Genomic DNA, 23,465 nt, shown 5'->3' with positions numbered 1-23,465 from the left:
GCGAGTCATGGTGAACCCGCGTTGTTCGACGATGCTTCGCTGCTCTATGCTGTGCGCACGCACTGCCCGCGAGCCACCTGCGTGGCCGGAAGTCGCAGGCGCGAAGAAGCCGGTCGCTGTCCCGCTCAACGCTTCCCAGAAGGATCGCCGCAGATGAGCCGTTATCGCGATTTCCACCGCCGCTCGATCGATGACCCTGAAACGTTCTGGGGCACCGAGGCGCAACGCATTCACTGGGAAACGCAGTTCGACACCGTGCTGGACCGCTCGAACCCACCGTTTGCGCGGTGGTTCACCGGCGGCCGGACGAACCTGTGTCATAACGCCGTGGACCGGCATCTCGCGGCACGGGCGCAGCAGAACGCGCTCGTCTACGTCTCGACCGAAACCGGCATCGAACGCCGCTACACGTACGCCGACCTGTACGCCGAAATCAACCGGATGGCGGCGGTCATGCGCTCGCTCGGCGTGAAACGCGGCGACCGCGTGCTGCTCTATCTCCCGATGATCCCCGAAGCCGTGTTCGCGATGCTCGCGTGCGCGCGGCTCGGAGCGATCCACTCGGTCGTGTTCGGCGGCTTCGCGGCGACCAATCTCGCGGCCCGCATCGACGACGCCAAACCCGCGCTGATCGTCACCGCCGACGCCGGCGCGCGCGGCGGCAGGGTGATCGACTACACGCCGCTCGTCGACGAAGCGCTCGCGCGTGCGCAGCACAAGCCGCCGCACGTGCTGCTGATCGACCGGCAACTCGCGCCGGAGCGGCTCAACGCGCATTATCTCGTCGCGTATGAACCGCTGCGCGAGCAGTTCTTCAACGCGCACGTGCCGTGCGAATGGCTCGAATCGAACGAACCGTCCTACGTGCTCTACACATCGGGCACGACCGGAAGGCCGAAAGGCGTGCAGCGCGACGTCGGCGGCTATGCGGTGGCGCTCGCGGCATCGATGGAGTACATCTTCGAAGGCCGCGCCGGCGACACGATGTTCACCGCGTCGGACATCGGCTGGGTGGTCGGGCACAGCTACATCATCTATGCGCCGCTGATCGCGGGGCTCACGACGGTCATGTACGAAGGCACGCCGGTTCGCCCTGACGGCGGTATCTGGTGGCGCCTCGTCGAGCAGCACGGGATCAATCTGATGTTCACCGCGCCGACCGCGCTGCGCGTGCTGAAGAAACAGGATCCGAAGCTCATGAAAGCCGCGGATCTGTCGAGCCTGCGCACGCTGTTCCTCGCCGGTGAGCCGCTCGACGAACCGACCTCTTCGTGGATCGCGGACGCACTCGGCAAACCTGTCGTCGACAACTACTGGCAGACCGAAACCGGCTGGCCGATTCTCGCGATCCAGCGCGGCGTCGAAGCGCTACCGCCGAAGCCCGGTTCGCCCGGCGTGCCGGTCTATGGCTACAACCTGTCGGTGCGCAACGAACACACGGGCGAGCTGTGCACGCCAGGCGAGAAAGGTGTGATCGCGCTCGGCTATCCGCTGCCGCCGGGCTGCATGACGACCGTCTGGGGCGACGACAAACGTTTCGTGGATACCTACTGGTCGAGCGTGCCGGGGCAGCGGCTCTATTCGACGTTCGACTGGGGCGTCCAGGACGACGACGGCTACGTGACGATCCTCGGCCGCACCGACGACGTGATCAACGTCGCCGGACACCGCCTCGGCACGCGCGAAATCGAGGAAGCGTTGTCGGGCCACACGGCGGTCGCGGAAGTGGCGGTCGTCGGCGTCGCGGACAAGCTGAAGGGACAGGTGGCGCTGGCGTTCGTCGTGCTGCGCGAGCCGGACCGTTACGCGGACCCCGCCGCCCGCAACGCGCTGGAAACGGAGCTGGCGGGAACCGTGGACCGGCAGCTCGGCGCGATCGCACGACCCGCACGCGTGCACGTGGTAACGATACTGCCCAAGACGCGCTCCGGCAAGCTGCTGCGGCGCGCGATCGCGGCGCTGGCCGAAGGTCGCGACCCAGGCGATCTGCCGACGATCGAAGATCCGGCCGCGCTCGGGCAGATTCGCGCGGCGCTGGATACGGTGGGTGGCTAAGGTGGGTGGCTAAGGTGGGTGGCGCGGGGGATGCGCTGGACGGCGTTGGGTTGACGCGGCGGATCGAAGTGGCGGACCGAAGAGGTAAGTTGAAGCGCGGGGCCGAAGCAGCGAATCGATGCAGCGACACAGGTTAGCGCCGCTGCATTACGCATCAGCGCCTCGGCTCACCCCGCGCCTGAAAGAACCGCGACAGAATACCGGTCGAATACGCGCCGGCAATTTCCACGAGAAACGTAGCAAACGAAGCCGGCGCGTGCGCATCGGCCGTATCGGAAATGGTCCGCACGATCGCACACGGCACGCCGTACTCGAAGCACACCTGCGCGAGCGCCGCGCCTTCCATCTCGACCGCGAGCGCGTCCGGCAATGCGTCACGCAACACCTGAACCGCCGCGGCGCTTGCGACAAACTGGTCGCCGCTGACAATCAGCCCGCGATGTATACGCGGACCCTGTGTGGCGAAGCGTGTTGAAAGCGCGCCGCCCTCCTCGGCGACAAACCGTTCGCAGGCCGCGTTGAGTTGCGCGGACAGCGTGCTGTCCGCAGCGAAGCGCGAAATGCCCAGCAACGGCACTTCGAAGCGCGGAAATAGCGGCGACGCGTCGAGATCGTGCTGCAACAGCGTATCGGCGATGACGATGTCGCCAATCCGCACGTCTTCCCCGACACCGCCCGCGACACCCGCGAACACGACTTCCTGAACGTCGAATACGTGAATCAGCGCGCTGACCGTCGCCGCGGCCGCTACCTTGCCGACCCGCGCAAGCGTCACGACACACGGCGTGCCCTGCACTGTGCCCACGTGATAGTCGCGCTGCCCGTGCGTGACGGTACGCACGCCGGATTCAGCGCGCATCGCGCCCAGCAGGTCGCCGAGTTCCTGCGGCAGCGCTGCCAGCACGCCAAGCGGACGGCGAGCGGCCTCCCGACCGGGTTGCGGTGTCGCGCTCATTCCACCGCCTGCAGTTTGGCGACGGCGAGCGCGAGCCATTTTTCGCCGTGCCGCTTGAACTTGACCTGCGCCTTCGCGTCGGCGCCACCGCCTTCGAGCGCCGTGACCGTGCCTTCGCCGAACTTCGTATGGAACACCTGCTGGCCGACACGAAAACCGGTTTCCGCGGCCCGCTGCGCGTTCGCGAACGCCGGCAGCGGCGCGGAAGTCGACGCCGCGCCGTCCGTATAACCCTGCTGACGGTCCGGACGCGCGAACCAGTCACGTCCATAACCGGCATTGTCCGAACGGCCGCCCCAGCGCGCGCCGGCCTCGACCTTCGGCGTAAGCCACTTCAGCGTTTCCTGCGGCAATTCGTCGAAGAAACGCGAGCGGATGTTGTAGCGCGTCTGGCCGTGCAGCATCCGGCTCTGCGCGAACGACAGATACAGCCGCTCCTTCGCGCGCGTGATCGCGACGTACGCGAGACGGCGCTCTTCTTCAAGACCGTCCGATTCCATCGCGCTGTTTTCATGCGGGAACAGGCCTTCTTCGAGACCCGTGATGAACACCGCCGTGAATTCGAGACCCTTCGCCGCGTGCACGGTCATCAGTTGCACGGCTTCCTGGCCGGCCTGCGCCTGGTTGTCGCCCGCTTCGAGCGATGCGTGCGACAGGAAGCCGGCGAGCGGCGTCATCGTGTCGGGGTTTTGCGCCGGATCGGTGGGCGCGGCGGCGTCGAGCACGACCGTGTCCGGGTCACCGGTGGCGACGAGTTCGGGCGCGCTGGTCGCACCCGCACGCAGCGGAATCGAGCGCGCGGGCGTGTCGAGGCCGTAGCCTTCCTCGCTGACAAAAGCGGTCGCCGCGTTGACCAGTTCCTGCAGGTTCTCCAGCCGGTCCTGGCCTTCACGCTCGTTCTGATAGAAGTCGAAAAGACCGCTCGTACGCACGACGTACTCGACCGTCTCCGGCAAGCTCATCTGTTGCGTTTCCGCGCGCATCTTCGCGATCAGTGTCGCGAACGTGCCGAGGCTCGAACCTGCCTTGCCGGTCACGTACGGAATCGCCGCCGCCATCGAAACGTTGTAGAGACGCGCCGCGTCAGCCAGCTGTTCGATCGAGCGCGCGCCGATGCCGCGCGCCGGAAAATTGACCACGCGCGCGAACGCGGTATCGTCGTTCGGGTTGTCGATCAGACGCAGATACGCGAGCGCGTGCTTCACTTCCTGGCGCTCGAAAAAGCGCAAGCCGCCGTACACACGATAGGGAATGCCCACGTTCACGAGCGTGTGTTCGATCGTGCGCGACTGCGCGTTACTGCGATACAGCACGGCGATTTCACTGCGCGACGTGCCAGTGTTGATCAGCGCCCGGATTTCCTCGACGATCCAGCCGGCTTCCTGCGTGTCGGTCGCGGCTTCGTAGACGCGCACCGGCTCGCCGTGGCCCGCGTCCGTGCGCAGGTTCTTGCCGAGACGGCGCGAATTGTTCGCGATCAGCTGGTTCGCGGCGTCGAGAATATGGCCGTGCGAGCGGTAGTTCTGCTCCAGCTTGATCAGGTGGCGCACATTGAACTCATGCTCGAAATCGCGCATGTTGCCGACGTTCGCACCGCGAAATGCATAGATCGACTGGTCATCGTCGCCGACCGCGAAAATCGCATTCGTCTGGCCCGCGAGCAGCTTGAGCCACGCGTACTGAAGCTTGTTGGTGTCCTGGAATTCGTCGACGAGAATGTGCCGGAAACGCGCCTGGTAGTGCGCGCGCAGCGGCGGATTGTGCGCAAGCAGTTCAAAGCAGCGCAGCAGCAGTTCCGGAAAATCGACGACGCCCTCGCGCTGGCACTGCTGGTCGTAGGCTTCGTAAAGCTCGACGAACTTGCGGTTGAAGTTGTCCGTTGCGTCGACGTCTTTCGGGCGCAGCCCCTGCTCTTTCGCGTTATTGATGAAGTACTGCAGGTTCTTGGCCGGATATTTCTCGTCGTCGATGTTAAGACCCTTCATCAGACGCTTGATGGCTGACAGCTGGTCGGCCGTATCGAGAATCTGGAACGTGGCCGGCAGCGCGGCGTCGCGGTGATGCGCGCGCAGCATCCGGTTGCACAGGCCGTGGAACGTGCCGATCCACATGCCGCGCGTATCGATGGGCAGGAGCGCCTGCAGGCGCGACATCATTTCGCGCGCGGCCTTGTTCGTGAACGTGACGGCGAGAACCGTGGCGGGCGAAGCAAGGCTGTTCTGGATCAGCCACGCGATCCGCGTGATCAGCACGCGCGTCTTGCCACTGCCGGCGCCAGCCAGAATGAGTGCCGGTTCGTTCGGCAACGTGACGGCGGCGTGTTGTTCGGGATTCAGGTTCGCTAGCAGATCGGGCATGTGAGATGGGTAGACGGCGGGGTGAAACAGCATTGGGGCAGGTCGTCGGACATTATAAGTCCGGGCGCTGTTCGTGCCGCTTCGTACTGCCCGCATTGACCAACCGGCCAGGACTTCGGTGAGTTCTTTGCCGGGCTCGCCTTGTCCGGATGGCCAGTCGGAGCGGGCCTGCGCCGTGCCGGCCGCGCCAGCCTTTATAATTGGGCATTCCCCGCTTCTTTTCACGCATTTTTCGGCAGACTTCCAATAATGAGCGACAGCACGCTTGCCAAGAGTTTCGAACCCCAGACAATCGAGGCCCAGTGGGGTCCCGAATGGGAAAAACGCGGTTACAGCACCGCGAAGATGGATGCGGACCGCAAGGATTTCTCGATTCAACTGCCGCCGCCGAACGTCACGGGCACGCTGCACATGGGCCACGCGTTCAACCAGACCATCATGGATGGCCTCACGCGTTATCACCGCATGCTTGGCGAGAACACGCTGTGGGTGCCCGGCACCGACCACGCCGGTATCGCCACGCAGATCGTCGTCGAACGCCAGCTGGACACGCAAAAGGTATCGCGTCACGACCTGGGCCGCGAGAAGTTCGTCGAACGCGTATGGGCGTGGAAGCAGGAATCCGGCTCGACCATCACGAACCAGGTGCGGCGCCTCGGCGCGTCGATCGACTGGTCGCGCGAATACTTCACGATGGACGACAAGATGTCCGCCGCCGTGCGCGACGTATTCGTCCGTCTGTATGAACAGGGTCTGATCTATCGCGGCAAGCGCCTCGTGAACTGGGACCCGGTGCTGCTCACCGCCGTCTCCGATCTCGAAGTGGTCAGCGAGGAAGAAAACGGCCACCTGTGGCACATCCAGTATCCGCTTGCGGATGGCTCCGGTCATCTGACGGTCGCGACCACGCGCCCGGAAACGATGCTCGGCGACGTCGCCGCGATGGTGCATCCGGAAGACGAACGCTATGCGCATCTGATCGGCAAAATGGTGAAGCTGCCGCTGACCGGGCGCGAGATCCCGGTCATCGCCGACGACTACGTCGATCGCGAATTCGGCACGGGCGTCGTGAAGGTCACGCCCGCGCACGATTTCAACGACTACCAGGTGGGCCTGCGTCACAAGCTCCCGCAAATCGAGATCTTCACGCTCGACGCGAAGATCAACGACAACGCGCCGGAAAAATATCGCGGCCTCGATCGCCTCGACGCACGCAAGCTGGTCGTGGCCGATCTCGAAGCGATTGGGCTGCTCGAATCGGTCAAGCCGCACAAGCTGATGGTGCCGCGCGGCGACCGCACGGGCGTCGCGATCGAGCCGATGCTCACGGACCAATGGTTCGTCGCGATGAGCAAGCCGGCGCCGGAAGGCACGTTCAATCCGGGCAAGTCGATCGCGGAAACGGCGCTGGACGTCGTGCGCGGCGGCGAGATCAAATTCGTGCCGGAGAACTGGACCACCACGTACTACCAGTGGCTCGAAAATATCCAGGACTGGTGTATTTCGCGCCAGCTGTGGTGGGGCCATCAGATCCCTGCATGGTACGGCGAGAACGGCGAGATTTTCGTCGCGAAGACCGAAGCAGAAGCGAAGGCGCAGGCCGTCGAGAAAGGCTACACCGGCGCGCTGCGCCGTGACGAAGACGTGCTCGACACGTGGTTCTCGTCGGCGCTCGTGCCCTTTTCGTCGCTCGGCTGGCCGAACGAGACGCAGGAACTGAAGCACTTCCTGCCTTCGTCGGTGCTCGTCACGGGTTTCGACATCATTTTCTTCTGGGTGGCGCGCATGGTCATGATGACCACGCACTTCACCGGCAAGGTGCCGTTCGACACCGTTTACGTGCATGGTCTCGTGCGCGACGCCGAAGGCCAGAAGATGTCGAAGAGCAAGGGCAACACGCTCGACCCGATCGATATCGTCGACGGCATCGAACTCGATGCGCTGGTCGCGAAACGCACAACCGGCCTGATGAATCCGAAGCAGGCTACGTCGATCGAAAAGAAGACGCGCAAGGAATTCCCCGAAGGCATTCCGGCCTTCGGCACGGACGCGCTGCGCTTCACGATGGCGTCGATGGCCACGCTCGGGCGCAACGTCAACTTCGATCTCGCGCGCTGCGAGGGCTACCGCAACTTCTGCAACAAGCTGTGGAACGCCACACGCTTCGTCCTGATGAACTGCGAAGGTCACGACTGCGGTTTCAGCAAACCGGGCGACTGCCAGCCGGGCGATTGCGGCCCGGGCGGCTATACCGATTTCTCGCAGGCGGACCGCTGGATCGTGTCGCTGCTTCAACGCGTCGAAGCCGAAGTCGCGAAGGGTTTCGCCGACTATCGTTTCGACAATGTGGCGAACGCCATATACAAGTTCGTGTGGGACGAATACTGTGACTGGTATCTCGAACTCGCGAAGGTGCAGATCCAGACCGGCACGCCGGAGCAGCAGCGCGCTACGCGCCGCACACTGCTACGCGTGCTCGAAACCGTGCTGCGTCTCGCGCATCCGGTGATCCCGTTCATCACCGAAGCGCTCTGGCAAAAAGTGGCGCCGCTCGCGGCCAGCTATCCTGAAGGCATGGCGGAAGGCGAAGCCTCCATCATGGTGCAGCGCTATCCGGTGGCCGAGCCGAAGAAGATCGACGAGGCGGCTGAGCAGTGGGTCGCGGACCTGAAAGCGGTCATCGACGCGGCGCGTAACCTGCGCGGCGAGATGAGCCTGTCGCCCGCCGTGAAGGTGCCGCTGCTTGCCACCGGCAACGCCGAGCGCCTGAAAACGTTCGCGCCGTATGCGCAGGCGCTGGCCCGTCTGTCGGAGGTCCAGATCATTGCCGACGAGGCAGCGCTCGACGCGCAGGCAGCGGGCGCGCCGATTGCTATCGTAGGTAATGACAAGCTCGTGCTGAAGGTCGAGATCGATGTCGCGGCGGAACGCGAGCGTCTGTCGAAGGAAATTGCGAGACTGACCGCGGAAGTTTCGAAATGTAACGCCAGGCTTCAGAATGAGAGCTTTGTTGCAAAAGCGCCGCCTGCAGTCGTTGAGCAGGAGCAGAAAAGGCTGGCAGAATATCAGACCACGATTGGCAAGCTCACGGCGCAACTTGCGCGTCTGCCGGCCTGAACGTCGAACCTGTTGCGCGGGATGGACCGAAACGCGCGTTTTAACCGGCGATATTTTGCAAGCACTGTAACCAGAGGATCCAGGGTAATCACATGCTAAAAGTTACAAAAGCAGTCTTTCCGGTAGCTGGTCTTGGCACCCGGTTCCTCCCTGCCACCAAGGCGAGCCCCAAGGAAATGCTGCCTATCGTCGACAAGCCGCTGATTCAGTATGCGGTGGAAGAGGCGATGGCGGCGGGCATTACGGAAATGATCTTCGTGACCGGGCGCAGCAAGCGCGCGATCGAGGATCACTTCGACAAGTCGTATGAGATCGAGGCCGAACTCGAAGCACGCGGCAAGCAGAAGCTGCTCGAACTCGTGCGCAGCATCAAGCCGAGCCACGTCGACTGCTTCTACGTACGTCAGCCGGAAGCGCTGGGTCTTGGCCACGCCGTGCTGTGCGCCGAAAAGCTGGTGGGCGACAATCCGTTCGCCGTCATCCTTGCGGACGACCTGCTGTACGGCAAGCCGCCTGTCATGCAGCAGATGATCGAGGTCTTCGACCACTATCACAGCTCCGTGCTCGGCGTGGAAGAGATCCCGGCGGAAGAAACAAAATCCTACGGTATCGTCGACGGCAAGGAATGGGAAGATTCGATCATCAAGCTGTCGGGGATCATCGAAAAACCAGCGCCGGAAGTCGCGCCGTCGAACCTCGGCGTGGTCGGTCGCTATGTGCTGAAGCCGCGCATTTTCCATCACATCCGCTCGATCAAGCCGGGTGCTGGCGGTGAGATTCAACTGACGGACGCAATTCAATCGCTGCTCGCCGATGAACAGGTGCTCGCGTACAAGTATCACGGCACACGTTTCGACTGCGGCAGCAAGCTGGGCTATCTGAAGGCGACAGTGGAATTCGCGCTGCGCCATCCGGAAGTGGCTGCGGATTTCGAGGAATATCTGCGCACGCGTTCGCCGGTGCTGGAAGGGTAAGCCGTCCGGTTCATTCACACCGCTTCACGGCGGTAGTCGTTTCAAAAAGGCGCTGTGCTTGCGTTTATCGTGGGCACAGCGCCTTTTTTCATGCGCGCGTGTGGCGGACATCGACGCCGCGCACGGCACAACCGGACACAACCCGCATGCCAGCCGCGACGCCTGGCCCAGCCCGGCTCAGCGCCGGCGCATCAGAAACGTGAAAACCTTGTCCTGCGATGAAACTTCGACGAGCTCATTACCCGTCTGTTTCGCGAACGCGGCGAAATCGCGTTGTGAACCGGGATCGGTGGCGAGCACCTTGAGAATCTGGCCGCTTTCCATATCGGCAAGCGCCTTTTTGGCGCGCAGGATGGGCAGCGGGCAGTTCAGCCCACGCGCATCGACTTCCTTGTGAATCTGGATCTGCATCGGGGATCGACCTTCGGGAGGAGGCGTCCGAAGGACGCCGTCAGAGCGTCAAATTCTACCGCACCCTCCCGGTCCGCGCTCCCACGCGGCGTGGCGCGACGAAACACAACCGCCGCCATCAGACGCTATCACAGCACAACCGGCTGCCCGCTCGCGAGCGATTCGCGCATCGCGCAGCCGATGCGCGTCGCCTCGAGCGCATCCGCGAGACTCGCGCCGGCCTGCGCCCCGCCCTTCACCGCCGACACGAACGCCTGCGCCTCATACAGGAAGGCGTCCTCGAAACGCTCGAAGAACGTCGGCGTGCACTCGCTGCGCACACCGTGCGCATCGGCGATCTCGACGCGATTCGCTCGCGGCACCCTCCCGATCGTCATCGCGCCCGCCGTGCCGATCACTTCGCTGCCGGTATCGTTGCCGTGCGCCATCGTGCGCGACGCGTAGAACATCGCGAGGCGGCCGCCTTCGAATTCGCAGATCGCCACGCCGTTGTCGACGTCGCCGAATTCGCGCAGCCCCTCGTGTAAGGCAATCGTGCCGCTCGCGAATACGCGCGTCGCGCGTGGATTGCCCAGCAGCCAGCGCGCGACGTCGATGTCATGCACGCTGCAGTCCAGAAAAATACCGCCCGACGTCGGCGCGAACCGGACGAAAAAGCCGTCGGGATCGTTCTGGTCGCAGGTCTGCGAGCGCACCATGAACGGCCGGCCGATCGAGCCCGCCTCGATACGGTCGAACGCATTGCGATAGCTCGGATCGAAACGCCGCATGAAGCCGATCGTCACGCGAAGCTGCGGATACTGCGCGGCTTCGGCAATCACACGCTCGCACTCGGCGACGTCGAGCGATAGCGGCTTTTCGCAGAACACATGCTTGCCTGCGCGCAACGCATCGAGAATCTGCTGCGCGTGCAGCGACGAAGGCGTCACGAGCCAGACCGCGTCGATGTCCCGGTCGTCGAGCAGCGACGCGTAATCGCGGTAGAGACGCGTCGACGGCAACGTGTCGCGCGCCCATTCAAGCTCCTCTTCCACCGGGCTGCACGCCGCGACGAGCGAAGCGCCCGGCACGCGAAACGCCAGATTCTGCGCGTGCCGTCGGCCCAGACGGCCGAGCCCCACCACGCCGACCCGCACACTCGATCCCGCTGGACTCATCGAACTGTCTCCCATGTGAATTTCGCAACGCGCTTCGGCGGATGCAGAAGCAAACGCATCCGCACGCTTACTCGCCGATCCGCACCGCCTTGCCTTCGCGCCACGAGCGCGTCGCGGCTTCGGCAAGTTCAAGCGCTTTCATGCCGTCGGCCACCGTCGTGCGCACTGGCTTGCCGTGCGTCACCGCATCGAAGAAATGGGCGATTTCCAGCGCATAAGCCGCGCGATAGCGTTCGAGGAAAAACGCCTCCGGCACGTCGCTCGACACCGCCGTCTTCGAATAGGCAGTCACTTCGGTCGGACGCACATTGCCCGCCTGCAACATGCCTTCGCTGCCCAGCACTTCGAAACGCTGGTCGTATCCGTAAGCGGCGCGGCGCGCGGTATTGATCTGGCACAGGCGTCCGCGTTTCGTGCGGATCGTGACGGCAGTCGAGTCAATATCGCCCGCCCCGGCGATGGCCGGATCGGAGAGACAGCTGCCGGTGGCATGGAGCGTCTCGGCTTCGTCGTCGAGAATCCAGCGGAAGATGTCGAAGTCGTGAATCAGCATGTCCTTGAAGATGCCGCCCGAATGCTTGATGTACTCGACCGGCGGCGCGCCCGGATCGCGGCTCGTCACGACGAGCATTTCCGGCGTGCCGATCTCGCCTGCATCGATGCGCGCCTTCAGCGCCGCAAACGTCGGATCGAAGCGCCGCTGGAAACCGATCATGCACACCACGCCGGCCTTTTCGACCGCGGAAGCACATGCCCGCGCGCGCTCCAGCGTCAGATCGACAGGCTTCTCGCAAAACACATGTTTCTTTTGCGCGGCCGACTGCAGGATGAGATCGGCGTGCGTATCCGTGCTGGAACAGATCACCGTCGCGCCCACCGACGCATCGCCCATCGCGCCGTCGATATCCGCAACCTGCGCGCCGTGCTGTTCAGCCAGCGCTGCCGCGGCCTCGCGGTTCACGTCGACGACATATTTCAGTCGCACACCCGGTTGACGCGCCAGGTTCGCCGCGTGAATCCGGCCGATGCGACCCGCGCCGAACACTGCCACATCGATCGTCTTTACCACTTCAGTCATCGTAGCCTCCAAGATCTTTCGATTCTTCCACGTTCAGTTCGAGCCGGTACGCAAGCGCGATAAAGAGCGCCTGGCACAGACAGATGGTGCTCGTGAGCGAACGGAACGCGAACGCGCTCCCTTCCTTCACATAGAGTTGCGCGCTGGCATAGCGCAGCAGCGGTGAAAGCTGGCTGTCGGTGATCACCAGCGTTTTTGCCTGGTGGTGGTGCGCCACGCGCAGGCAGTACTGCGTTTCCTTGCCGTACGGCGCGAAGCTGATCGCGATCACCACGTCGCCCTTCTTCACGCTGCGAATCTGTTCGCGATACATGCCGCCGAACCCGGACACGAGGTGCACGCGCTTCGGCGTGTGCTGCAACGCGTAGACGATGTAGCTCGCCACCGGAAACGAGCGGCGCACGCCGATCACGTAGATGTTCTCCGCCTGCTGGAGCATCTTGACGGCGGCTTCGAACTGCGCGTCGTCGAGACTCTCCTCGAGTTCGTCGAGGCCGCCACGGCAAGCCGCCACGAACTCGCGCGCCACCGCGCCGCCGGACAACGCACCCGGCTTCTCGTCGATCAGCTTGCGGATGCGCTGCTGGTAACTCGGCGACGACGTCCCATGTCCCGTATAAGCCTGACGAAATACCGCCTGCAGGTCCGAAAATCCGGAAAATCCGAAACGCTGCGCGAACCGCACCACCGCCGACGGATGCACGCCGCAACTCGCCGCGATATCGCTCGTGCGATCCACCATCACGCTCGACTTGTGCTGCTCGATGTAGGTCGCGACGCTCTTCAACTGGCGTGGCAGCGATTCGTAGTTTTCCGCGATGCGCTGCATCAATTCCTCGACGCTTCGCAACGCTTCCGTGCTCTCTTCCGCCATGGGCTTTCCCCCGTGCATTTTCCGCGCTGCATCAATGACTTGACGGCCCTCGACAACGCGCTCTGACGGTCCGGATTATAGGCACGGAAAGTCATAAATGGAACACATTTTCCAATTTAGTTTGTAATGAAATTTTCATTGCAAGACGAAAGAAGTTGGCCTAATCTTGGTCGTGAGTGCTGGTGCGACGGTGACGTTTCGCGGTCCATCAAGCGCTCCTCTTGATAACGACAGACCGAGAAAGGTGGAGACAATGAGACTTTGCAAGGGCAAGGCTTCGCTCAGGATTCTGACAGCAGCACTCACACTGGCCATGGGGTTCGGGGTCGCGTCGTCCGCGCAGGCTGCGGACGCGCACTTCGTGCTGATCAGCCACGCGCCGGATTCCGACTCGTGGTGGAACACCATCAAGAACGCGATCAAGCAGGCCGACGAGGATTTCAACGTCGAGACCGACTATCGCAATCCGCCGAACGGCGACATCGCCGACATGGCGCGCCTCGTCGAACAGGCTGCCGCGCGCAACTACGACGGCGTGGTCGTGTCGATTGCCGACTTCGACGTGCTGAAGAACTCGATCGGCAAGGTCACGGAAAAGCACATCCCGCTTGTCACGATCAACTCCGGCACCGAGAAGCAAAGCGCCGAGCTGGGCGCGATCATGCACGTCGGCCAGCCTGAATACGCGGCGGGCAAGGCAGCGGGCGAAAAGGCCAAGGCCGCGGGCATCAAGTCGTTCCTGTGCGTCAACCATTACGCAACCAATCCGGCTTCGTTCGAACGCTGCCGCGGCTTCGCGGAGGCGATCGGCGTCAACTTCAAGACGTCCACGCTGGATGCAGGCCAGGATCCGACCGGCGTGCAGTCGAAGGTGAGCGCCTATTTGCGCAATCACCCGAAGACCCAGGCGGTGCTCGCGCTCGGGCCGCTGTCGGCTGACCCGACGATCAAGGCGCTGCAGCAAATGGGGCTGGCCGGCAAGATCTGGTTCGCGACATTCGACTTCGACAACGACATCGCGAAGGCCATCCAGGACGGCACGATCCAGTTCGCGATCGACCAGCAGCCCTATTTGCAGGGCTATATCCCGGTGGCGGTGCTCGCCATAGCGAAAAAGGATCACACCACCGATCCGGTGAAGATCACCGAAATCCTGAAGGCGAATCCCAAGTTCCAGCAACGGCTCGCGACCTACGGGCTTGCGCCCGCCTATGGCGCGCGCAATATCGGCTCCGGCCCGGGTTTCATCACGAAGGCCAATATCGACAAGGTGGTCAAGTACGCGGGGCAATACCGCTAATGCGCTAACGCAGCATGCAGGACGGCCGGACACGGAGACCGCGTTCCGGCCGGCATGAAGGAAACCGGGGCGGCAAGCCGTAGCCGCCGCCCCCTCGTCTGCCATGTTTCACACGCAATGCGCGCCGGACAGAGTCCAACGACTCGCCATGCCCCGGCGCATCAAGGAGAGCTTCGATGGGCGTAGCCAACCCCTTCCACATCCATTCGCGCAAACGTCCCGCCGCCGACGCGCCAGCCGAGGATCCGTCGACGTCCGATGAGCGCGTGCGCCGTGAATCGTGGTTCCGGCATCTGCTGACCCGGCCGGAGTTCGCGGCGCTCGCAGGCACCGTCATGGTGTTCATCGTGTTCGGGCTCGCGGCGGGCAACTCGGGCATGTTCAATCTCGACGGCGTGATGAACTGGTCGCAGGTGGCCGCCTATCTCGGCATCATCTCGGTCGGCGCGTGCCTGTTGATGATCGCCGGCGAGTTCGATCTGTCGATCGGCTCGATGATCGGCTTCGCCGGCATGATGGTCGCGCTGCCGACCATGTATTTCCACTGGCCGATCGCGCTGTCGATCGCGTTCGCGTTCGTCGGCTCCATGCTGCTCGGCGCGCTCAACGGCTATCTGGTGATGCGCACGCGGCTGCCGTCGTTCATCGTGACGCTCGCGTTCCTGTTCATTCTGCGCGGGCTCACGCTCGCGCTGTCGGTGATGTTCGCCGACCGCACGATCATCTCCGGCGTCGGCGACGTCGCGCGGCAGGACTGGTTCGCCCATACGTTCTTCCAGGGCGTCGCCTTCAAGGGGCTGTTCGTCTGGCTGGGCCACATCGGCGTCGTGAAGCTGCTCGACAACGGCCTGCCTCTCGTGCCGGGCATTCCAAAAGTCCTGCTCTGGTGGTTCGTGCTGGCCGCGGTCTGCGCTTTCATCCTGGCGAGGACGCGTTTTGGCAACTGGATCTTCGCCGTCGGCGGCGACGCCAATGCCGCCAAGAACGTCGGCGTGCCAGTGCGGCGCGTGAAGATCCTGCTGTTCGTGCTGACCGCGTTCTGCGCATGCCTCTATGCCGTACTGCAGGTGTGCGACATCGGCTCGGCCGCGGCCGACCGTGGGCTGCAGGCGGAATTCGAAGCGATCATCGCCGCGGTGATCGGCGGCACGCTGCTCACCGGCGGCTACGGCTCGGTGGTCGGCGCGAGCTTCGGCGCATTGATCTTCGGCGTCGTGCAGATCGGCATCACCTACACGAATATCGATTCCGACTGGTTCCGCGTGTTCCTTGGCGTGATGCTGCTGTTCGCCGTGCTCTTCAACCACTACGTGCGCAGCCGCGTCGCGGCGTCCCGCTAGACAAGGAGTTCATGATGACCGCCATACAACCGGCCGGTGACGACTACATTCTCGAACTGGACAACGTCAGCCGTTACTTCGGCAGCGTGATCGCCCTGAAGGACGTCACGATCAGGCTGAAGCGCGGCGAAGTGCATTGCCTGCTCGGCGACAACGGCGCCGGCAAGTCGACGCTCATCAAGACGCTGGCGGGCGTACATCAGCCGAGCGCCGGCGTCTACCGGGTGGACGGCCAGCCGGTGCACTTTACGTCGCCGAAGGACGCGCTCGATCTGGGCATCGCCACCGTCTATCAGGATCTGGCGCTGGTGCCGCTGCTGTCGGTGGCGCGCAATTTCTTCATGGGACGGGAGCCGCAGAAGAAACTGTTCGGCTTTCTGAACGTGATGGACCTCGACCGGTGCGCGACGGCTTCGCGCGACAAGCTCGCGGAAATGGGCATCAACGTGCGCGATGCGCATCAGCCGATCGGCACGATGTCGGGCGGCGAGAAGCAATGTCTGGCGATTGCGCGCGCGATTCACTTCGGCGCACGCGTGCTGATTCTCGACGAGCCGACGGCCGCGCTCGGCGTCAAACAGAGTTTCAACGTGCTGAAGCTGATTCACACGGCACGCGCGAAAGGCATCTCGGTGATTTTCATCACGCACAACGTGCATCACGCGTATCCGATCGGCGATTCGTTCACGCTGCTCAATCGCGGCAAGTCGCTCGGCACCTTTACGAAGGACACCATCACCAAGGACGAAGTGCTCGACATGATGGCAGGCGGCGCCGAAATGCAAAAGATGATCGGCGAACTCGAAGGCGCAACGATCTGAGCCGCGACGTCCATGCCTTTCATGCTTCGCATGCCCTTGCGCGCCGGGTCGCGTGCCCGGTCGGGCACCCGGTTGCGCACCTAGACATTCAGGAATATCCATGGCTCTCTCCAGCAAACCCGCGGTAGCCGCCAGCCCGGCCAGCCGCTTCGCACCCGGCCGCAGCCGCGACGTGATCTGCCTCGGCCGTCTCGCGGTCGATCTGTACGCACAGCAGGTCGGCGCGCGGCTCGAAGACGTGTCGACGTTCGCGAAGTACCTGGGCGGCTCGTCGGCGAACATCGCGTTCGGCTGCGCGCGGCTCGGCCTCGAATCCGCGATGCTCGCGCGCGTCGGCAACGACCATATGGGCCGCTTTCTCACGGAGACGCTCGCGAACGAAGGCTGCGACGTGAGCCACGTGCGTATCGACCAGGAACGTCTGACGGCCCTCGTACTGCTCGGCCTGAAGGACCGCGACACGTTTCCGCTCGTTTTCTACCGCGAGAACTGCGCGGATATGGCCGTCGACGAAAACGACTTCGACGAGGCGTATATCGCGTCGTCGAAAGCGCTTCTGATCACCGGCACGCATTTTTCGACGGAACAGGTCAACCGCACGAGCCGCCGCGCGCTCGACTGCGCGCGCCGCAACCAGGTGCGCACGGTGCTCGACATCGACTACCGTCCGGTGCTGTGGGGCCTGACCGGCAAGGCGGACGGCGAGACGCGCTTCGTCGCGAGTGAAGGCGTCACCGCGCATCTGCAGCGCATCCTGCCGCTCTTCGATCTCGTCATCGGCACGGAGGAGGAATTCCGTATCGCCGGCGGCAAGAACGGACTGATCGAAGCGCTCGCGATGGTGCGGGCCGTCACGCCGGCCACGCTCGTCGTGAAGCGCGGCCCGATGGGCTGCCAGATCATCGACGGCGCGGTCCCCGTCTCGCTCGACAGCGTGCCCGTTCAGGGCGGCGTACAGGTCGAGGTGCTGAACGTGCTCGGCGCGGGCGACGCGTTCGCCTCGGGGTTCCTGTCCGGCTGGCTGCGCGACGAACCGCTCGAAGCCTGCGCGCGCGCCGCGAACGCGAGCGGCGCGCTCGTGGTGTCGCGCCACGGCTGCGCGCCGGCCATGCCGACGCCGGCCGAACTCGAATATTTTCTGCGCGAAGCGAAAGCCGACCCACAACGGATGCGCCGCCCGGATCGCGACGCGACGCTCGCCCGGCTGCATCGCGTCACACCCGCGCGTACCGCCCGCAACGAAGTGCTCGGCTTCGCGTTCGATCATCGCAACCAGTTCTTCGACCTCGCGCAGCAGACCGGCGCGGACGAATCGCGCATTCACACGCTGAAAGGGCTGTTCGTCGAAGCCGTAGCGCAGACGGAAGCCGCCCTCGGTCTGCAGGGCCGCATCGGCGTGCTGATCGACGACCGTTACGGTCAGGACGCGCTGAACGCCGCAACCGGACGTGGCTGGTGGATCGGCCGCCCGGTGGAACTGCCGGGATCGGTGCCGCTCGTCTTCGATCATGGCCGCTCGATCGGCACGACGCTCACGAACTGGCCGCGCGACCATGTCGCGAAATGCCTCGTGCAGTTTCATCCGGACGAGCCGGTCGAACAGCGGCTCGAACAGGAAGCGCAGCTACGCGCGCTCTACGACGCGACACAGGCAAGCGGTCACGAACTGCTGCTTGAAGTGATTCCGCCGAAGAACGCGAATCTGCCGATGGCGTCCGACACCGTGTATCGCGCGCTCAAGCGGCTTTACAACATCGGCATCTATCCGGAATGGTGGAAGCTCGAACCGATGGAAGCGAGCCAGTGGCAGGCCATCGACGCGCTGATCGCCGAGCGCGACCCGTATTGCCGTGGCGTCGTGCTGCTGGGTCTGTCGGCGGCCGTCGAGCAGTTGAACGAAGGGTTCCGGGCCGCCGCCGCATCGGCGACGTGTCGCGGTTTCACGGTCGGGCGTACGATCTTTCATGAGCCGAGCCATGCGTGGCTCGCGGGACAGATCGACGACGCCGAACTCATCGCGCGCGTGCGCAACGTCTTCGAAACGCTGATCGCTTCGTGGCGTGCGGCCCGCGGCGAAACCGCGGCGCCGGCCGGCGGGGCGCGCAACGTCCATCAGGAGCAGGCGGCATGAACCAGCGTGTGTTGCATCACGATACGGCGCCCGCCAACGAAGCGACGCAGGTGTCCCCAGGCGGCACGATCCGCCTGACCGGCGCGCAGGCGATCGTGCGCTATCTGGCCGCGCAGCGCGTCGTCACCGAAGACGGCAGCGGCACCGAGCCGCTCTTCGGCGGCGTATTCGCGATCTTTGGACACGGCAACGTCGCGGGACTCGGCGAAGCGCTGTATCAGCATCGCCACGAATTGCCGACGCTGCGCGCGCACAACGAACAGGCGATGGCGCACAGCGCGATCGCCTTCGCGAAAGCGCATTTCCGCCGGCGCATGATGGCCGTCACCACGTCGATCGGCCCCGGCGCGACGAACCTGCTGACAGCGGCGGCGCTCGCGCACGTCAACCGTCTGCCGGTCCTGCTGCTGCCCGGCGACATCTTCGTGTCGCGCGCGCCCGATCCGGTGTTGCAGCAGATCGAGGATTTCCACGACGGCGGCATTTCGGCGAACGACGCGTTCAAACCCGTCTCGCGCTATTTCGACCGCATCGTGCATCCGGCGCAGTTGCTGACCGCATTGCCGCGCGCGATCCGCGTGCTGACCGACGCGGCGTTGTGCGGCCCGGTCACGCTGGCGCTACCGCAGGACGTGCAGGCCGCGGCGTTCGACTTCCCGGCGGATTTCTTCGCGCCGCGCGTCGTGCCGTTCCACTCGCCCGCGCCGGTCGCGCATGAACTCGACGCGGCGCTGGAACGGCTGAAGAGCGCGAAGCATCCGCTGATCGTCGCGGGCGGCGGCGTGCTGTACGGCCGCGCGACCGATACGCTCAAGGCGTTCGCCGCGCGGCACGGCATTCCCGTCGCCGAAACGCAGGCCGGCAAGGGCTCGCTCGCGTGGGACGATCCGCTCAACACGGGCGCGCTCGGCGTGACCGGCTCGCCGGCCGCGAACGAACTCGCGCATCGCGCCGATTGCGTGCTGGCCGTCGGCACGCGTCTGCAGGACTTCACGACCGGCTCGAACACGCTCTTCGCGCAGGCCGACGTCATCGGCATCAATGCGAACGCGTTCGACGGCATGAAGCATCGCGGCGTGGTAGTCGAAGCGGATGCGCGTCTCGCGCTGGAAGCGCTTACCGCGCGGCTGGGCGCATGGCGCGCCGACGCCGGCTGGACGCAGCGTGCGCAGCAGCTCGCCGGCGCATGGCGCGAGACGATCGGAAAGCTCACGCACGCGCCGCAGCGCGAAGGCGTGCTGCCCTACGACGCCGACGTGATCGGCGCCGTGCAGCGCTCCAGCGCGCGCTCGACCACCGACGACATCGTCGTCTGCGCGGCGGGCACGCTGCCGGCGGAGCTGCACAAGCTGTGGCGCACCGGGCGGCCGGGCGGCTATCACGTCGAATACGGCTACTCGTGCATGGGCTACGAGATCGCGGGCGGTCTCGGCGCGAAGCTCGCGCGGCCCGAGCGCGACGTCATCGTGATGGTCGGCGACGGCAGCTATCTGATGCTCAACAGCGAGATCGCGACGTCGGTGATGCTGGGCGCGAAGCTGATCGTCGTCGTGCTCGACAATCGCGGTTACGGCTGTATCAACCGCCTGCAGCAGGCGTGCGGCGGTGAGCCCTTCAACAACATGTTCGACGACTGCGCGCAAGGCCCGCCCGGCGCACCGGCGGTGGATTTCGCCGCGCACGCGCGTGCACTCGGCGCGCTCGCGGAGCATGTCGCGAACGTCGGCGAACTCGAAGCCGCGCTGCAACGTGCGCGCGCGGCGGATCGCACCTACGTGATCAGCATCGACACCGACGCGGCCCGCACCACCGACGATGGCGGCTGGTGGTGGGAAGTGGCCGTGCCCGAGGTATCGAGCCGCCCCGCCGTACGCGAAGCCCGCGCGAAATACGAAGCCCAGATGGCCGCGCGCGAACGCGGCGACGTGCGTGATGCCGGCGATAACGGTGATAGCGGCGATAATGCGGCCAACGATTGAGGACATCCGTATGACTGACTTTGAAGTACGTATCGGCATCAACCCGCTCTCGTGGATGAACGACGACCTGCCCTCGCTTGGCGGCGAGACGCCGCTCGAGCTCGCGCTGACCGAAGGCCGCGAAATCGGCTACGACGGGTTTGAACTCGGCAACAAGTTTCCCCGCGAACCCCAGGCGCTGAAGACGCTGCTCGCGCAATACGATCTCGCGCTCGTCTCCGGCTGGTATTCGGGACGTCTGGCGAAACGCAGCGTCGCGGAAGAAATCGAATCCGTGGGTCCGCATCTCGACCTGCTCGCGAAAAACGGTGCGACGGTCATGGTGTACGGCGAAGTCGCGGATTCGATCCAGGGCGCGCCGCAACCGCTCTATCAACGGCCGCGCTTTTTCTCCGACGCGCAGTGGGAACAGTACGCCGCGCGCCTCGATGAATTCGCGCGTTACACGCTAAGCCGCGGCGTGCGGGTTGCGTATCACCATCACATGGGCGCGTACGTCGAAACGCCTTCGGACGTCGACCGCCTGATGTCGCTCACGAGCGACGCCGTCGGTCTGCTCTTTGACGCCGGACACATCACGTTCGCGGGCGGTGATCCGGTCGAGATGCTCGACAAACACATCGCGCGCGTATGCCACGTTCATTGCAAGGACGTGCGGCCCGCCGTCATCAAGCTCGCGCGCAACCGCAACTGGAGCTTCCTCGACGCCGTGATCAACGGCGCGTTCACCGTGCCGGGCGACGGCACCGTCGATTTCGCGTCGATCATCGGCCGTCTGAAACAGCACGGATATCGTGGATGGCTCGTGGTCGAAGCCGAACAGGATCCGGTGATCGCGGCTTCATACAAGTATGCGCAGAAGGGTTACCAGACGTTGCGATCGCTCGTCGACGCGCCGCTGGCCCCAACCAGGGAGGCAGCATGAGTCTGCTCGTCAAGGCACAGCGCGATGGCCAGACAATCGCGCGCGTGACACCGCAGTCCGCCGCGTGGCGATACGTCGGGTTCGTCGCGTACCGGATGGACGCGGAAGAAATCATCTACGTGCACGAAACTGTGCGCGAATCGTGCATCGTCGTGCTGACGGGCACGGTCGATATCGAAACCGCCGACACGAAATGGACGAGCCTCGGTTCGCGCGACAGCGTCTTCGAAGATGCCGCGCCCTACGCCGTCTACATTCCGCCCGGCGTGCGCACGACGATTCGCGCGACGCGGCACGCGGAGATCGGCATTGCCAGCGCGCCGGCCACCGGCACGCTGCCGGCCCGCCTGATCGAGCCTTCGCAGATGAAGCGCTCGACGCGTGGCAAAGGTCAGAATACCCGTTACGTCTGCGACATTCTTCCGCAGACCGAAGCGGCGGAATCGCTGCTGGTGGTCGAGGTTCGCACGCCCGGCGGCCATGCGTCGAGCTATCCGCCGCACAAGCACGACACGGATAACGTGCCGCTGGAAAGCTCGCTCGAGGAGACGTACTACCACCGCCTGAATCCGCCGCAAGGCTTCGCGTTCCAGCGCGTATACACCGATTCGCGCGATATCGACGAATCGCTCGCGGTCGAGAATCACGATGTAGTGATGGTGCCGCGCGGCTATCACCCGGTCGTGGTGCCGTATGGGTACGACTCGTATTATCTGAACGTGATGGCCGGCAAGCAGCGCGTGTGGCACTTTAAAAACGATCCGGCGCATGAGTGGATCGTGGAACGTGACGCAAAGGCCTGAATCGTTACAGCGGGCGGATTACGTGTGCTTCCTGGCCAACGCCGAGCCATTCGTGCATCACGTGATCCTGCTCGCGAAACGCTTCAAACGTACCGTCAAAGACGATCTCGCCGTGGCCCATCACGGCGATCCGGCTCGCGATGTCATGTGCGATGATGAGCCGCTGCTCGATCAGCAGCACCGCCATGCCGCGCTCGCGAAGCTGCGCGAGACAACCGCTGACCTGCGCGACGAGCCGGGCGGCAAGCCCTTCGGCCGGCTCGTCGATGACGAGCAGATCGGGGCCGCCGAGAAGTGCTCGCGCAAGTGTCAGCATTTGCTGCTCGCCGCCGGAGAGTGCGCCGGCACGGGTCGTCCGTCGTTCGTGAAGGATCGGAAAAAGCGCGTACGCGTCATCGAGCGTGAAGCGCGGTTGCGCGCCTTTCGCTCGACGCGGCGCCACGCCGAGTTCGAGATTCTCACGCACCGTCAAAGCCGGAAAGACATCGCGATGTTCGGGAACGTAGCCTATGCCGAGCCGCGCGATCTCGAAGGTGCGCCGCCCCGCGAGCGGCTGGCCGGCGAACTGCATGCGGCCCTTCGTGCGCACGAGACCCATGATCGCTTTCGCGAGCGTCGAGCGACCGGAGCCGTTGCGCCCCACGAGCGCGACGACCTCGCCCGCCTCGATACGCAGATCGACGCCGAAGAGCGCCTGGCTCGCGCCGTACCACGCACACAGGCCATCGATGTCGAGCAAGGTGGTCATCGGGCGGGATCCTCACCGAGGTAGGCCGCGCGAACGTTTCTGTCCGCGCGGATGGCTTCCGGTGTACCCGTCGCGATCACGCGCCCCTGCACGAGTACGGAGACGCGGTCGGCGAGGCTGAAGACCGCGTCCATATCGTGTTCGATCATCAGCAGCGTGCGGCCCCGGGTTGCTTCGCGGATCAGTTCGATGGCGCGCGCGGCTTCGGCGCGATTCATGCCGGCTGTCGGCTCGTCGAGCAGCAGTACGGGCGCGCCGCCCGCGAGCGCGATGCCCAGGTCAAGCGCGCGCTGTTCGGCGTAGCTGAGTGTGCCCGCAAGCACATGCCGGCGCGGCGCGAGACCCACGGCGTCGAGCACGCGGTCGAGCACGCGGTGGGCGCGCGCGGCGGCCGCCCCGGCCTGCCGCCCCCCCGGCCCCCCGTGCACGCCCGCGCCGGG

The 23,465-nt window shown here is 64.6% G+C and carries 18 protein-coding genes; 10 read left to right on the top strand and 8 right to left on the bottom strand.

Annotation, left to right across the window (positions count from 1 at the left end; all coding sequences use genetic code 11):
- Window positions 1-153 precede the first annotated feature (153 nt).
- Complete coding sequence (locus LPA37_RS24800) at window positions 154-2,055, top strand: propionate--CoA ligase (RefSeq protein WP_229013969.1); 1,902 nt, start codon at window positions 154-156, stop codon at window positions 2,053-2,055.
- Window positions 2,056-2,209: 154 nt separating this feature from the next.
- Here LPA37_RS24800 and LPA37_RS24795 read toward each other — a convergent pair whose 3' ends face one another.
- Window positions 2,210-3,010: a 5'-methylthioadenosine/adenosylhomocysteine nucleosidase gene (locus tag LPA37_RS24795; RefSeq protein WP_228975374.1), complete on the bottom strand. Its 801-nt coding sequence runs from the start codon at window positions 3,008-3,010 to the stop codon at window positions 2,210-2,212.
- Window positions 3,007-5,367: a UvrD-helicase domain-containing protein gene (locus LPA37_RS24790; protein ID WP_229013968.1), complete on the bottom strand. Its 2,361-nt coding sequence runs from the start codon at window positions 5,365-5,367 to the stop codon at window positions 3,007-3,009. Before LPA37_RS24790 ends, LPA37_RS24795 begins: the two co-directional genes overlap by 4 nt.
- Before the next feature lie 249 nt (window positions 5,368-5,616).
- Between LPA37_RS24790 and LPA37_RS24785 the strand changes: the two genes are divergently transcribed.
- Together LPA37_RS24785 and galU are read left to right on the top strand one after the other, a co-directional pair.
- Window positions 5,617-8,484 carry a valine--tRNA ligase gene (locus LPA37_RS24785; protein WP_228975379.1) on the top strand — a complete coding sequence of 956 codons (2,868 nt, stop codon included), beginning with the start codon at window positions 5,617-5,619 and terminating at the stop codon, window positions 8,482-8,484.
- A 92-nt stretch (window positions 8,485-8,576) separates the two neighbouring features.
- Window positions 8,577-9,458, top strand: coding sequence for a UTP--glucose-1-phosphate uridylyltransferase GalU (galU, locus tag LPA37_RS24780; protein ID WP_228975382.1), 882 nt, complete (start codon window positions 8,577-8,579; stop codon window positions 9,456-9,458).
- 177 nt (window positions 9,459-9,635) lie between these two features.
- Here the strand turns inward: galU and LPA37_RS24775 are convergent, their stop codons facing one another.
- The 4 genes from LPA37_RS24775 to LPA37_RS24760 form a co-directional block, all read right to left on the bottom strand.
- On the bottom strand, window positions 9,636-9,863 hold the full coding sequence (locus tag LPA37_RS24775; protein ID WP_228975694.1) for a sulfurtransferase TusA family protein: 228 nt from the start codon (window positions 9,861-9,863) through the stop codon (window positions 9,636-9,638).
- 134 nt (window positions 9,864-9,997) lie between these two features.
- Window positions 9,998-11,026 carry a Gfo/Idh/MocA family oxidoreductase gene (locus LPA37_RS24770; RefSeq protein ID WP_228975384.1) on the bottom strand — a complete coding sequence of 343 codons (1,029 nt, stop codon included), beginning with the start codon at window positions 11,024-11,026 and terminating at the stop codon, window positions 9,998-10,000.
- A 67-nt stretch (window positions 11,027-11,093) separates the two neighbouring features.
- Entirely contained in the window at window positions 11,094-12,104 is a 1,011-nt protein-coding gene (gene iolG, locus LPA37_RS24765) for an inositol 2-dehydrogenase (RefSeq protein ID WP_229013967.1), read from the bottom strand.
- Entirely contained in the window at window positions 12,097-12,978 is an 882-nt protein-coding gene (locus tag LPA37_RS24760; protein WP_228975388.1) for a MurR/RpiR family transcriptional regulator, read from the bottom strand. The genes iolG and LPA37_RS24760 overlap by 8 nt, the downstream gene beginning before the upstream one ends.
- Window positions 12,979-13,231: 253 nt before the next feature.
- Between LPA37_RS24760 and LPA37_RS24755 the strand changes: the two genes are divergently transcribed.
- The 7 genes from LPA37_RS24755 (at window position 13,232) to iolB (ending at window position 22,277) form a co-directional block, all read left to right on the top strand.
- Window positions 13,232-14,278, top strand: coding sequence for a sugar ABC transporter substrate-binding protein (locus tag LPA37_RS24755; RefSeq protein WP_228975390.1), 1,047 nt, complete (start codon window positions 13,232-13,234; stop codon window positions 14,276-14,278).
- Between the two features lie 176 nt (window positions 14,279-14,454).
- Entirely contained in the window at window positions 14,455-15,618 is a 1,164-nt protein-coding gene (locus LPA37_RS24750; protein WP_228975393.1) for an ABC transporter permease, read from the top strand.
- Between the two features lie 14 nt (window positions 15,619-15,632).
- Entirely contained in the window at window positions 15,633-16,439 is an 807-nt protein-coding gene (locus LPA37_RS24745; protein ID WP_228975695.1) for an ATP-binding cassette domain-containing protein, read from the top strand.
- A 100-nt stretch (window positions 16,440-16,539) separates the two neighbouring features.
- Window positions 16,540-18,570 carry a bifunctional 5-dehydro-2-deoxygluconokinase/5-dehydro-2-deoxyphosphogluconate aldolase gene (locus LPA37_RS24740; protein WP_229013966.1) on the top strand — a complete coding sequence of 677 codons (2,031 nt, stop codon included), beginning with the start codon at window positions 16,540-16,542 and terminating at the stop codon, window positions 18,568-18,570.
- Complete coding sequence (iolD, locus tag LPA37_RS24735) at window positions 18,567-20,549, top strand: 3D-(3,5/4)-trihydroxycyclohexane-1,2-dione acylhydrolase (decyclizing) (protein ID WP_229013965.1); 1,983 nt, start codon at window positions 18,567-18,569, stop codon at window positions 20,547-20,549. The genes LPA37_RS24740 and iolD overlap by 4 nt, the downstream gene beginning before the upstream one ends.
- Window positions 20,550-20,559: 10 nt before the next feature.
- Window positions 20,560-21,474: a myo-inosose-2 dehydratase gene (gene iolE / locus LPA37_RS24730; protein ID WP_228975398.1), complete on the top strand. Its 915-nt coding sequence runs from the start codon at window positions 20,560-20,562 to the stop codon at window positions 21,472-21,474.
- A complete protein-coding gene (iolB, locus tag LPA37_RS24725) occupies window positions 21,471-22,277 on the top strand; it encodes a 5-deoxy-glucuronate isomerase (protein WP_229013964.1) in 807 nt (268 codons plus the stop codon). The genes iolE and iolB overlap by 4 nt, the downstream gene beginning before the upstream one ends.
- A gap of 4 nt (window positions 22,278-22,281) precedes the next feature.
- Here iolB and LPA37_RS24720 read toward each other — a convergent pair whose 3' ends face one another.
- On the bottom strand, window positions 22,282-23,025 hold the full coding sequence (locus LPA37_RS24720; RefSeq protein ID WP_229013963.1) for an ABC transporter ATP-binding protein: 744 nt from the start codon (window positions 23,023-23,025) through the stop codon (window positions 22,282-22,284).
- Window positions 23,022-23,465, bottom strand: a 444-nt coding sequence (locus LPA37_RS24715; protein ID WP_407672613.1) for an ABC transporter ATP-binding protein C-terminal domain-containing protein, incomplete at its 5' end; no start/stop codon positions are given. The genes LPA37_RS24720 and LPA37_RS24715, both read right to left, overlap by 4 nt.

It is taken from the genome of Paraburkholderia gardini, assembly GCF_907164545.1.
GTDB lineage: Bacteria > Pseudomonadota > Gammaproteobacteria > Burkholderiales > Burkholderiaceae > Paraburkholderia > Paraburkholderia gardini.
The sequence above is the reverse complement of the archived record's forward strand: the minus strand, read 5'-3'. Positions and strand labels throughout refer to the sequence as shown.